The following is a 13212-nucleotide window of genomic DNA, read 5'->3' on the forward strand; positions in this document are numbered from 1 at the left end:
CGCATGTCCAGGGGCAATCGTATGCGGGGGTCCGGGGTGCAACCCCCGGGCAGAGGCGAACTTCGCTATTCGTTCTATCGTCTCTTCGCATTGAGTACGTGAGAGTTCTTGATAACCGAGCAGCCCTTGCCGGGGGGCCTGCAGCCCCATAGGCCTGCGATAGGGGCAGGGACGGGAAAGCCACTACGAAATGCATATCCATCATTTTCATCGACAGATGCTCCGCCCTCCTGCTCCCTCATGTCCCGGGCAATTGCCCTCAGCGCGAAGATGAATGAATCACGCTCGCATCCAGAAAAGAGGTGATTCTAAAAGATCCAAAAAAAGATATCGGTATATCCCGGAACAACTCACTCGCTTCTGCCCTGGGCCGGGGTCATGTCCACCGGGAAGCCCCGGATCGTCTTGCCCTTCATGCCTTCGAGCACCTGCACCGCCATATTCTCCGGGATATCGACAAAGGAGCAGGTCTCTCTGATGTTGATCGCCCCGATCGCACGTCCCGGTATCCCGGTCTCGCCGGCGACCGCTCCGACAATGTCTTTGGGCCTTATCTGCTGTTTCCTGCCGATGTCGATATAGAACCTGACCATGCCGGGCTCAGCGCCGGTGTCCCCCATCTGGATCGCCGGGACGCGTTCTGGTTCGGCGCCGGTATCGAGTTGGAGCTTCAGGAGTGCGGCGGCGATATCGAGGGAGGTGTACTCCTCCACCATCAGGCGCTCGGCAGCCTCGATATAGCGTTCAAGCCCGCCCTCTTCGATGGTCTGCTTCACCTTCTTGGCAAGGTTCTTCGTCTTTGTCTCGGCCACGTCGTCCGCCGTCGGGAGAGGAATGCGACCGATGGTGATCTTTGCGTATTTCTGGATCGTCCGGAGTTTGTAGATCTCTTTCGGCCCGACAAAGGTGACGGCCCTGCCTGACCTGCCGGCCCGCGCCGTCCTGCCGATGCGGTGGACATAATATTCCACGTCCTGCGGGACATCGTAGTTGATCACCGTGTCCACGTCATCCACATCGATCCCCCGTGCCGCCACGTCGGTGGCGATGAGGACGTCGATGTTCCCGCTCCTGAACTTCGCCATCACGCGGTCCCGCTGGACCTGTTTCATGTCGCCGTGCAGCCCCTCGGCAAAGTAGCCGCGCGCCTGGAGCTGCGAGGTCACCTCATCGACCGCCATCTTCGTGTTGCAGAAGACCAGCGCGAGGGCAGGATCGTAGATATCGAGAATCCTGGAGAGGATCTCGAGTTTGTCGCCCCTGCGCACCTCGAGGTACGACTGTTCGATCTGCGGGACGGTCAGCTGCTTGTGCGGTACCTTGATAAAGACCGGATTCTTCTGGAACCGTCCGGAAATTTCGAGGATCGGTTTTGGAAGAGTTGCAGAGAAGAGGACGGTCTGGCGGCCGGCCGGCGTATCGCTGAGGATCTTCTCGATGTCCTCGAGAAAACCCATGTCCAGCATCTGATCGGCCTCGTCCAGGATCACCATCCGCACATCTGAGAGCGAGAGCGTGCCCCGGTCGAGGTGATCGAGCACCCGCCCAGGCGTGCCGACGACGATCTGGACGCCCTGCCTGAGAGCCCTGAACTGGCGCTCAATGGGCTGACCGCCATAGACCGGCAGGACAGAGATTCTTCCCCGATATTTTCCCAGGCGGCCGAACTCCTCTGCCGTCTGGATGGCAAGTTCCCGGGTCGGCGAGAGCACGATCACCTGGGTACTGTGAGAATTGGGGTCCACCACTTCGATTGCCGGAATGCCGAATGCAGCCGTCTTTCCGGTGCCGGTCTGGGCCTGTCCGGTGATGTCCTGACCCTTGAGGATCGGTGGGATGGCAAGTACCTGGATGGGCGTAGGCTCCTCAAAACCCATGTCCTCGATGGCCCGGAGTATTTCCGGGGATATAGGAAAATCTGAAAATAGTGCTGGAGATTCCATTCTTATAGTATTGGTCCTCCACCTTCTTTAGCCATTGGATCGATCCAGTCTTGAAGGATAGGGTCCGGGTGTCGGAGAGGGGAGGAAAAACCGGGTACGCGCTTATCCTTCACCGAGGTCGGCCCTTATCTTTTCGATCTCACCGGGAAGGGCATCCATCTCCATAACTGCCGTCCCGAAACAGGGTCTTGTGAAGGGAAAGAGGATCTTCTGTTTCCGGTTCATCACACCCACCACCATCGGCGGTTTGCCGAGAACGACGACGTCGCGGATCGCATAGTCCGGCGGCATCTCGTAGTTCTCCTTTGCACGGGCGCGGATGTACTCGTTCGCCTCTGCCGGCGGGATGTCCTTGACAAGTGTTCGGGCAGGGATCCTCTTGATACAGTGTGGTTTACCCATATCAGCCATGCGCGTATCTCCGTACTGTGATCATCTGTGGGAAGGCCGGAATATAAACGCTCTCCCTGCTGAGAGCATCAGCCAGAACAGAGGGAGACGGGAAAAAAGTTTACCTGGGCTGGATAAAGCCGCCGGTCAGGGTGGCGTCGAGCACCCGGTGATCGGTCTTGTGCGTGGCGAGGCTGACCACCACCATCGCAACCGCCGAGAGAATGACCGCATACAGGCTGAAGTGGACCGGGAACTTCTCGACCAGGTAATACCAGTAGCCAAGACTCCCACCCGCCACAAGGCCGATGACCATCGATGCGATGGCACCCTGACGCGTCGCCCCACGCCAGTAGAGGCCGGCGATCAGGGGGACGGCGAAGGTGGAGAGCATGATCCCGATCGCCGACCACATCAGCCATGCGAGCATCTGGGGCGGGTTGAGGGCCAGAAGGAGCGTGCCGCCCGCCGCCAGCACCACCGAGACCCGGGACACGAGCAGGATCTCCCGGTCGCTCGCCTCCGGCCTGAAGATGTTCTTCCAGATATCCCAGGAGAACATCGTTCCCACGGTGAGCATCAGGCGGTCGGTCGTCGACATCACGGCGGCGAGCACGATCACCGCGAAGAACGACCAGACCCAGAGGTTCGGGATCGCATACTGGATCCCGGAGACGAAGATGTAGTCCTGGGCGTTCGGGACGCTCGGGAGGACGATCTGCCCCTCCTCGACAAGGGCGCGGCCGGCAAACCCGGCGAACTTCACCAGGAGCATGATCACGGCGTAGGCGGCGAAGGCGATGAGCGGCGACCACTTGAAGTAGCGTTCCTCCTTTGCGGCAAGGACGTTGTTGATCACGTGGGGGGCGCAGGCAAGCCCGACGGTGAGCATCAGCCCGAACGAGACGAGGAACCAGGGGGTGTAGGCGTTCCCTGATATGAGGTAGGGCTGGACCAGCGTCGGGTTGACCCCGGCCATCACCTCGTTGACATGCGAGAGGCCGCCGGCTTTCATGATGAGGACCGGGGCGATGGCGATCACGCCGACGATCAGGAGACCGCCCTGGATCACGGTGGTCCATGAAACGGCGTAGAGCCCGCCGACGACGGTGTAGGCGGTGATGATAAACCCTGCCAGGAGGAGCGCCTGCCAGTGGGGCACCTCGAAGAGCCAGACGAGGACGATGGAGATCGCCGTGTACTGCCCGATCAGGTAGATCAGGGAGACGATGATCCCGGCGAGGGCGGCGAGGCCGCGCATCGTCCTGGGGCTCTCGAAGCGGTTTGCAAGGTAGTCCTCGACGGTCATGTAGTCGTTCTTCTTGCTGATCCGGTGGAGCTTCACGCCGAAGACGATGATACAGAAGGAGGCCGCAAGGGGCACGAAGAGCTGCTCCCAGATCGTCGGCCACCCGCTCGTGAACCCAAGGCCGCTGACCCCGAGAAGCGTCATGCCCGAGCAGATCGAGGAGATCATCAGGATGGTGAAGACCCAGAAGCCAAGGGAGCGGCCGGCAACGATGTAGTCCTCGGTGTTATGGATCTTGCGGGACGCCCAGGCGCCCACAACGACCAGCACAAGAAGATAGAGGGCGACAATGCCGGCGGTTACCGGCTCGATCATGCACGGTCCTCTTTAAACGTCATGGCCCACGCAAAGAGGACAGCAGTAGCTCCAAGGAAAGCGGTTCCGACGATGGCGAACGTCTCAAAGGGAAGTCCGATCAGCATAGTGTGTCAATATGTGTCACGCTAACATATAACATGATCGGTCGCCGCAGCGGACGGTGAAAAGCCGCACCGTGAAGCGTGAGATAACGCCCGGATATCTGGAGAAAAAAAGGTGTGAGATTATTTCTGGGCCTTCGCACCTTTCGAGCCGCGCAGGAGGGCGATCTTGCCCGTCCGCACAAACTCCTTGATGCCGTACTGGCGCAGCAGCGTCTCGAGGGCATCGATCTTCTCGGTGTCGCCGGTCACCTCGAGGATGACGCTTCGCGTCCCGACGTCGATGATCTGGGCGCGGAAGATGCTCGCGATCTGCATCACCTCGGCGCGGGAGTCGCCGGCATCGGCCGCGACCTTGATGAGGGCGAGTTCCCGGTCCACCGTGCTCCGCTCGGTGATGTCGGAGACCTTGATCACGTCGATGAGCTTGTTCAGCTGTTTTTTGACCTGCTCCACCTCGGCATCGTCCCCGAGGACGACGATGGTCATCCGGCTCATGCCGGGCTCCTCGCAGGTGCCGACGGTCAGGCTCTCGATGTTGAAGCCGCGCCTGGAGAAGAGGCCGGCCACGCGCGAGAGGACGCCGGCCTTGTTCTCGACGAGCACCTGCAGGGTGTGCGCCTTCATCTCTGCCGCCTCCCGATCATCTCGTTGATCGCAGCCCCCGCCGGCACCATCGGGAAGACATTTGCCTCACGCTCGATCCTGAAGTCGAGCACGAAGGGGCCGTCGCTCTCGAACGCCGCCGTCAGGGCGGCGCGGACGTCCGCCTTCTCCTCGACCCGCATGCCGTCGACGCCGTAGGCGCGGGCGATGCCCACGAAGTCAACCGGCGGAAGTTCGGTGTAGGAATACCGGCGGTCGTAGAAGAGCTCCTGCCACTGCCGCACCATCCCGAGGTACATGTTGTTGAGGATGACGACCTTCACCGGGATGTGGTACTGGGCGACGGTGCCGAGTTCCTGGATGTTCATCTGGAAACTCCCGTCGCCGGCGACATCGACGACCGTCTCGTCCGGTCGTGCGAAGTGGGCGCCGATCGCCGCGGGGAAGCCGTAGCCCATCGTCCCGAGGCCGCCCGAGGAGATCCAGGTGCGGGGCCGCCTGAAGCAGTAGTGCTGGGCCGCCCACATCTGGTTCTGGCCGACCTCGGTGACGATGATCCCGTTCTCGCCCAGGAGATCGCTCATCTCCGCAAGGATGTAGGCCGGGCCGAGGGCATCGGACTCTGCTCCCCCGGCCGCGGCCTCCTTCCAGCGGTGGATGCGGTCGAGCCAGCCGTCCCGGCCCTCCTTTTTCGCAAGGCGGTGGAGGATCCGCTGCAAAACGGACTTCGCGTCCCCGACGATCGGGACGTCGACCGGCTTGTTCTTACCGATCTCGGCCGGGTCGATGTCGATGTGGATCACCCGGGCGTTCGGGGCGAAGGCCTCGATCTTCCCGGTCACCCGGTCGTCGAACCGGACGCCGACGGCGATGAGCAGGTCGCACTCGGTGACGGCGTAGTTCGCCGCCTCGGTGCCGTGCATCCCGATCATCCCGAGGCTTAAGGGGTGGTCGCATGGGATAGCGCCAAGCCCCATCAGGGTGGTGGTGATCGGGATGAGCATCAGCTCTGCAAGCCTCGCCACCTCCTCGGACGCCCCGGCGGCGATCACCCCGCCGCCGACGTAGAGGACGGGGCGGGCGGCCTCGGCGATCAGGCCGACCGCTTTTTCGATCTGGAGGGTGTGGCCCTCGTAGGTGGGCTGGTAGCCCCGGAGCCGGGCAGTGCCGACCGGGGGGACCTCCTCGAGCTGGGTGGTCATCACGTCCTTCGGGATGTCGATGAGCACCGGACCCTGCCTGCCGGTGCCGGCGATGTAGAAGGCGTCCCTCACCACCTGCGGGAGGTCTGCCGCATGCTTGACCAGGTAGTTGTGCTTGGTGATCGGCATCGTGATCCCGGTGATGTCGGACTCCTGGAAGGCGTCGTTGCCGAGCATGGAGGTCGGCACCTGCCCGGTGATCGCCACCATCGGGACCGAGTCCATATAGGCGGTGGCGATGCCGGTGACCAGGTTGCAGGCGCCAGGGCCTGAGGTGGCGAGGCATACCCCTACGCGCCCGGATGCCCGTGCATACCCGTCGGCGGCATGGGCAGCGGCCTGCTCATGCCGTACAAGAATATGCCGGATCTCTGAGTCGTAGAGTTCGTCGTAGATCGGCAGGACCGAGCCGCCGGGGTAGCCGAAGATCGTCTCCGCTCCCTCGCGCTGCAGGCCCTCTAAGAGTATTCTGGCTCCTGTTTTCATCCTCGTTCCTCAAGCAATCTGTTCATTCCCGAGACCATCGCCTCGACGCTCCCCATGATGATGTCGGTCCGTGCCCCGCGGGAGGTGAGCATCCGCCCATCCTTGCTCAGGCAGACCGTGACATCGACAAGGGCGTCGGTGCCGCCGGTGATGGCGTCGACCTGGTAGTCTTCGAGGCGTATGTCCCCGGCGCCGGCGACCGCACGGCGCAGGGCCTCGATCGCGGCGTCCACCGGCCCGTTGCCGGTGGCTGCGCAGGTGACCTCGCCGCCGTTGACGGTGAGCGTGACCGAAGCCGTCGGAATGACATTGCTTCCTGATACGACGGTCACCTGCTTTAATGTGATCACCGGCTCGCGCACCAGGTCGAGCACGCTGTCGGCGACGGCCATGAGGTCGGCGTCGGTGACCCGTCGCCCCTCGTCGCCGATCGCCTTGACCCGGGCGACGATCTCGGCGATCTGGCCCTCGTCGCAGACGTAGCCGAGCTCATGCAGGGCGGCCTGCACCGAAGCGGTACCCGAGTGCTTGCCGAGCAGGATCCGGCGCGTCCTGCCCACCTGTTCGGGCCGGATCGGTTCGTAAGTGCTGGCGTTGCGCAGCACGCCGTGGGCGTGGATCCCGCTCTCGTGGGTGAAGGCCATCTCCCCGACGATCGCCTTGTTTAAGGGGAGGGGGACGCCGGTCATCTTCGAGACGGCAGTGGCGACGTGGTAGAGGCCGTCGGTCCTGATCCCGGTCTGCACCCCGTAGAGCACCTCGAGCGCCATCACGAGTTCCTCGATGGGCGTGTTGCCGGCCCGCTCGCCGAGGCCGTTCACGGTCACGTGGGCCGCGCTCGCCCCGGCCTTCAGGGCGGCGAGGGTGTTGGTCATCGCCATGCCGAGGTCGTCGTGGCAGTGGATGCTCAGGGGCGCAAAGAGGAGGCCGGGGATAACCGACGCCACCTGTTCGGGCGTGAGGATCCCGACGGTGTCGCAGAAGCAGAGCCGATCGGCCCCGCGCTCCACGCCCCCGCGGAAGAGCCCGGCAAGGTAGTCGGGGTCGGCGCGGGAGGCGTCCTCCCCGGAGAGTTCGACGACAAGCCCGCGTTCCTTCGCGTACTCGACGGCGTTCCACGCCATCTCGCAGACCTGCTCGCGGCTCTTCCTGAGCTTCGCTCCGATATGGAGGTCGCTCACCGGTACGACGAGGTGGACGCAGTCGGCGCCGCAGTCGGCGGCGTAGTCGATGTCCAGGGGCAGGGCCCGCACGAAGGTTGCGATCTCTGCGGAGAGTCCGGCACCGGCGATCAGCCTGAGGGCTTCGCGTTCGCCTTCTGAAGCGGCGGCAGAGCCTGCCTCGATCGTAGAAACGCCGAGTTCGGCGAGCATGGTTGCAATCTCAACTTTCTGGGAGGGTTTCAGCGAGACGCCCGGCGTCTGTTCTCCGTCCCGTAAGGTCGTGTCAAAAAAGCGGATTTTATCGACAAATAAAGCAATCACTCATAGTGGAATCACCGGCTATTATGTCGCCGGGCGCGGTATAAAAAGGTTCGTGAAGAGGAGCGGGCGGTTCCCCCGGATTTCCATACATGCTCAACCTGATTTCCCGTACGCTCACACAACGCCGCCCCCGGCCCCCCGCATACAATTGCCCCAGGACATGCGAGGAGGGGCCGGGCGGCGCATCTGGCGATGAAAACTGATGGGTGGGCGTGCCGGCGTGTCTTGTCCATCCCTGCCCCAATCGCAATCGGCGGGGGACCGGGGGCGGGCGAGGCCCCCCGGTACCGGCGTACCCTGATATCCCGTACACGCACACAACGCCCACCCCGTGCCGGGGGTTGCACCCCCGGACCCGCATATACGATTGCCCTGGACTTGAGGGAGCGGGAGGGCGGAGCATATCTCGATAAAAAATGATGGATGGACGTGCCGGCGTGGTTTGCCTGTCCCCGCCCCAATCGCAGTTTTATGGGGCGGCATGCCCCCCGGCAGGGTTTTGCTTGATTTCCCGTACGCTCACACGACGCCCGCCTCTGCCCGGGGGTTGCACCCCCGGACCCCTGCATGCGATTGCCCTGGATATGCGGGGACGGGAGGGCGGAGCATCTCTCGATGAAAAATAATGGACGATCATGCCGGCGTGGTTGTCCATCCCTGCCCCAATCGCAACCGGCAGGGGGTCCGGGGGGCGGCAGGCCCCCCGGTAGAGAGGCAGAACCTGATTCCCGTACACTCACGTGAAGAGCCAAAAAAGAAGGAAGCAGGGTTTACGCCTCGGCGCTGTCGTAGATGAGGGTCAGGTAGCGCGCCTCAAAGACGCCGATGAACGGGCCGATGAGGATCGCAACGGCGGCGATCAGGATGAAGGCAAGGAGCCAGCCGACGAGCGGGATCAGCGCAAGGATGAACGAGACGATGCCCATGACAATGATGAAGATCATGACCGCAACGACGAGGACGATCCACACGATGATCAGGGCAAGGATGTAGTTGAGCCACCCGATCCTGCCGATGTGGGCCAGGACCGCCGAGACGTTGAACGCCTCGCCGAAGCTGTCGGTGCGTGCAAACCTGATCAGGGCCATAATGGCGATGAGCGAGAAGAGGAAGTACACGATCATGCTGATGATCGCGCCAACAGTCATCGCCGCCTCGCCGCCGCCGCCCAGGACGAGGGAGATGATGAAGGGTATGATGAAGTACACGATGCCGACGATGATCAGCTTGATCCCGTTGACGAACATCTCCCCCCAGCCCTCGAGGGCGGGCAGTTGAGATTCGCCCTTGTAGATCTTCCACTGAAAACCTCCCCAGAGGGGGAAGATGATCATGCTGATGAAGAGCAGGAGCCATGTTCCCCAGTTGCCGACGAGGCCGTTTCTGGTGTACTCGTATGAGTCACCGAGCATTTTGCCGAATTCCATTACAATCACCTTTTGTCTGGATGGGTGATGGTATTGTGCCGGCGTATAAATGGATATCGGAGTATCTGCGGATACTTCATCCTCTAACCGAAATGGAAGGGCCAGAAAAGAAAAAAAAGATCAGGCGGGCGCCGAAGCGCTCTCATAGATCTGGGTCATATACCGGGCAGCGAAGATCGAGAGGACCGGCATGATCACGAGTGAGATAAGCCAGCCGATGAGCGGGATCATTCCCAGCACGATATTGATGACGCCGACGACGACATAGATGATGATCAGGGCGATGATGTAGTCCAGCCAGCCGATCGATCCGATGTGCGCCATAATTGCGCGGATGTTGAACGCCTCGCCGAAGCTGTCGGTCCGTGCAAACCTGATTCCGCCGAAGATGGCGATCAGCCCGATGGCAATGGCAAGGATGATGAAGATGATCAACCCGATGAGCATCATGCCGATACCGGCACCCATCAGTGCGTCAGAACCCTGTCCACCTGCCATCAGGGCAATCGAGCCACCAAAGAAGATCATGGCCACAAGGATCAGGGGGATCGCATAGATCAGCTCGACGATGAAGAGCTTGATCCCGTCGATGAAGAGTTTGCCCCAGTTTTCCAGTTCGGGCGCGGGGTCCTTGCCCCGGTAGATCTCCATCATATAGCCCATGATCAGGGGGAAGATGATCGAGCTGATGATCAGGAGGATCCATTTCACCCATTTACCCATGACCGCTTCCTTTGCATATTCAAAGGCATTTCCAAGCATTGAACCGTAATCCATCAAGAGCACCTCCGCGGTGCATATCTCGATGCAACCATTCGAGATATAAATCTACCGAAAAAAGAGAGAGTTATGAGATTGGATTAACCCGAAAGAGAAAGCAAGGCCGGGGTTAGTGCCTGAAATAGCGCACGCCGGTAAAGACCATCGCCACGTTCAACCTGTTCGCCGCCTCGATGACCTCTGCGTCCCTGATCGATCCGCCGGGCTGGACGAGGGCCGTCGCTCCGGCCGCTGCGGCGACCTCCAGGGTGTCGGGGAAGGGCAGGAAGGCGTCGGAGGCGACGACCGTGCCGGTGACCGGGGAGCGGGCCTTTTCGACGGCGATCCGGGCCGAGTCGACCCGGTTCATCTGCCCGGCGCCGATCCCGACCACCGCACGGTCGGTCGCATAGATGATCGCGTTGCTCTTCGTGTGCTTGCAGACCTTCATCGCAAAGCGCATCGCCCTGATCTCATCTTCGGTCGGCTCGCGCTCGGAGACGACCTGCCACTCCTCCTGTGGTTCGGGGGTCCGCTGGACCAGGATGCCGCCGTCGATGCTCCGCACCTCGTCGGCCTCGATCTTCGCGGGCAGCAGGAGGACGCGCATGTTCGGTTTGGTCTTCATCGTCTCGATCGCCTCGGGGCTGTACGACGGGGCGACGATCACCTCGACGAAGGTGCCGCAGATCTCCTCGGCAAACGCCTTCCCGACCTCGCGGTTGACGACGACGATCGAGCCGTAGGCCGAGACGGGATCCACCTCGCGGGCGGCGATGTAGGCCTCGAGGACGTCGGCGCCGAGAGCGACGCCGCAGGGGTTGTTGTGCTTGACGATCACCGATGCGGGCGCGTCAAACTCCCTGAGAAGGGAGACAGCGGCGTGCACGTCGAGATAGTTGTTGTACGACATCTCCTTGCCCTGCATCGGGGTCTGGCCGGCAATCCCGGTCTCGCCGTAGACGGCCGCCTGCTGGTGCGGGTTCTCGCCGTAGCGGAGTGAGCGGCCGTTCCTGAACTGGAAGGAGTAGGTCTCCGGGAACCCGCCGTCGAGGCTGGAGAGATAGTTCGAGATGGCGGCGTCGTACGCAGCGGTCCGTGCAAAGACCTTCTTTGCAAGGGCGAGCCGCTCGTCGTAGGTAAACCCGCCCTTTGCGACGGCCTCCTTCACCTTCGGATAATCGGCCGGGTCGACGACGACCGAGACGTACTTGAAGTTCTTCGCCGAGGCCCGGATCATCGCCGGCCCGCCGATGTCGATGAACTCGATGAGACGGTCGAGGTCGAGGTGCTCGCCCGACATCTTCTCGAAGGGATAGAGGTTGACGACGACAAGGTCGATCGGGTTGATGGCGAGGTCCTTCATCACCCCGGCGTCGATCTCGGGCCGGCCCAGGAGGCCGCCGTGGATGCGCGGGTGGAGGGTCTTCACCCTGCCGTCCATGATCTCAGGCGAACCCGTATAATCGGAGACCTCGACAAAATCGATCCCTGCTTCCTTCAGGGCCCGTCCTGTCCCTCCCGAGCTGATGATGCGGTAGCCGTTCTCACTGAGGGTCGCTGCAAGGTCCACAATGCCGGCCTTGTCCCAGACCGAGAGAAGTGCCCATTTCATGATGAATGTATGGAGCCGGAATATCTTATATCTTTCAAGGGGAGGGGATGCAACCTATTATCCGCCCCTCGATCGTACCTGATCCTATGCGGGAACCCTCGGTCAAAAAGACCCTGTACTGGTGCAGGCAGTGCAATCTCCCACTTATCGGCAGGACCTGCAGATGCGGGGCCGAAGGCGCGGAGATCCCTCTCCAGAAACCCTACGACCTCAGGCCCGCCCTGGGCCACGATATGGATCTGCTCAGGTCCCTCCTCCAGGAGCGCTACGGGACCGACCATATCCCGCAGATCATTCTTTTTAACAAGATCGGCGGCGTCGACCGGACGGAGGCGATCATCGCAAACGGCGTCGTTTTCGGCCGTCTAACCTACGATCCGGTCAGCGGATCCTATACCCTCGATCTCTCGCAGGACGCCCTGCGCTCCCTCCTCCCCTTCATCACGAAGGGCATCGTGGACGTCACCGGGGCGGCGGCCGAGCAGAGACAGGAAAACCGGCGCATCGGCGGCAAAAAAGTCGCCGTCAGGACCGAGATCACAAACGGCCCGGTCGTCGTCAGGAGCGGGGAGCGGTGGGGCACCGGGATCCTCAGGGACGGCGAGGTGAGAGTGAAGCAGATCGGGAAGGTCGAGACCGAGGACCTTCCCGACCCCTCCTGGGGGGAGGCCGTGCGGGTGAATGTCCGCGCCCTCAAGGACCTCGAACGGACGGCGGTCCGCTTCATCAGGCAGCACATGGACGACCGGCCGCGCGCCAACGTCTCGTTCTCCGGCGGCAAGGACAGCACCGTGGTCCTCGAACTGGCCAGACGGGCCGGGATCACCGACGCCTACTATGTGGACACCGGCATGGAGTTCCCGGAAACGGTGGCGTTCGTGAAGGAGACCGGGATCGAGAAGGTCATTCGCGGCGGGGATTTCTGGAGAGACATAAAAAAATACGACCTGCCAAGAAAGGACGACCGCTGGTGCTGCGAGCGGCTCAAGCTCCAGCCGGTAAAGGACTGGCTCAGCCGGCAGGGCCCATGCGTCACCGTGCAGGGGAACCGGTGGTACGAATCGTTCATGCGCTCGACCCTTCCCCCGGTTGTCGAAAACCCGTTCAACCCACTGCAGTTGAACATCTCCCCGATCAGGAACTGGCGGGCGCTTGAGGTGTTCCTCTACCTCTGGTGGAGAAAGGTGCCGTACAACCCCCTCTATGAGATGGGCTTTGAGCGGGTCGGCTGCTGGCACTGCCCGGCCATGCTCCAGAGCGAGGCGGCGCGCACAAAGGAGATCCATCCGGCCCTTGCCGCCCGGTGGGAGGAGTACCTCCGCACGTGGGCACAGAAGGAGAAGATCCCGCAGCGCTGTGTGGATCTCGGCCTCTGGCGCTGGAAAGAGTTGCCGCCGAAGATGCGCGAACTCGCCGCTCAGGAGGGGATCGCTCTCCCAAAACCGAGGCTTAAAACCTGAATGGCGACAAATAGTCCTCTAAATCCCAATCAGGAGCATAATTAAGTAGATATCTATCACGGCAGTAGAAAATAATATATAGAACTACATTGCAATTGTTATTGCAACACAA

The 13212-nt window shown here is 61.8% G+C and carries 10 protein-coding genes; 1 reads left to right on the top strand and 9 read right to left on the bottom strand.

What is annotated here, in order from left to right; genetic code table 11:
- Positions 1–350: 350 nt before the first annotated feature.
- The 9 genes from METLI_RS07150 to purH all read right to left on the bottom strand — a co-directional run bounded on the left by METLI_RS07150 (position 351) and on the right by purH (position 11640).
- Positions 351–1943 (bottom strand): DEAD/DEAH box helicase, encoded by a 1593-nt coding sequence (locus tag METLI_RS07150; RefSeq protein WP_004039162.1) that lies wholly within the window; start codon positions 1941–1943, stop codon positions 351–353.
- A gap of 102 nt (positions 1944–2045) precedes the next feature.
- Complete coding sequence (locus tag METLI_RS07155; protein ID WP_004039163.1) at positions 2046–2354, bottom strand: DUF1894 domain-containing protein; 309 nt, start codon at positions 2352–2354, stop codon at positions 2046–2048.
- A 100-nt stretch (positions 2355–2454) separates the two neighbouring features.
- Entirely contained in the window at positions 2455–3957 is a 1503-nt protein-coding gene (locus METLI_RS07160) for a sodium:solute symporter family protein (protein ID WP_004039164.1), read from the bottom strand.
- A gap of 227 nt (positions 3958–4184) precedes the next feature.
- Positions 4185–4688: an acetolactate synthase small subunit gene (gene ilvN, locus METLI_RS07165; protein WP_004039165.1), complete on the bottom strand. Its 504-nt coding sequence runs from the start codon at positions 4686–4688 to the stop codon at positions 4185–4187.
- Positions 4685–6355 (bottom strand): biosynthetic-type acetolactate synthase large subunit, encoded by a 1671-nt coding sequence (ilvB, locus tag METLI_RS07170; protein WP_004039166.1) that lies wholly within the window; start codon positions 6353–6355, stop codon positions 4685–4687. The genes ilvN and ilvB overlap by 4 nt, the downstream gene beginning before the upstream one ends.
- On the bottom strand, positions 6352–7839 hold the full coding sequence (locus METLI_RS07175) for a 2-isopropylmalate synthase (protein WP_004039167.1): 1488 nt from the start codon (positions 7837–7839) through the stop codon (positions 6352–6354). Before METLI_RS07175 ends, ilvB begins: the two co-directional genes overlap by 4 nt.
- A gap of 770 nt (positions 7840–8609) precedes the next feature.
- A complete protein-coding gene (locus METLI_RS07180) occupies positions 8610–9266 on the bottom strand; it encodes a DUF4013 domain-containing protein (protein ID WP_004039168.1) in 657 nt (218 codons plus the stop codon).
- A 120-nt stretch (positions 9267–9386) separates the two neighbouring features.
- On the bottom strand, positions 9387–10043 hold the full coding sequence (locus METLI_RS07185; RefSeq protein WP_004039169.1) for a DUF4013 domain-containing protein: 657 nt from the start codon (positions 10041–10043) through the stop codon (positions 9387–9389).
- 112 nt (positions 10044–10155) lie between these two features.
- Positions 10156–11640 (bottom strand): bifunctional phosphoribosylaminoimidazolecarboxamide formyltransferase/IMP cyclohydrolase, encoded by a 1485-nt coding sequence (purH, locus tag METLI_RS07190; RefSeq protein WP_004039170.1) that lies wholly within the window; start codon positions 11638–11640, stop codon positions 10156–10158.
- Positions 11641–11726: 86 nt separating this feature from the next.
- On the opposite strand from purH, the gene METLI_RS07195 reads away from it, so the two are divergent.
- Complete coding sequence (locus tag METLI_RS07195) at positions 11727–13100, top strand: phosphoadenosine phosphosulfate reductase domain-containing protein (protein ID WP_004039171.1); 1374 nt, start codon at positions 11727–11729, stop codon at positions 13098–13100.
- Positions 13101–13212: the final 112 nt, after the last annotated feature.

Origin of the sequence: Methanofollis liminatans DSM 4140 (genome assembly GCF_000275865.1) — an archaeon.
Classification (GTDB): domain Archaea; phylum Halobacteriota; class Methanomicrobia; order Methanomicrobiales; family Methanofollaceae; genus Methanofollis; species Methanofollis liminatans.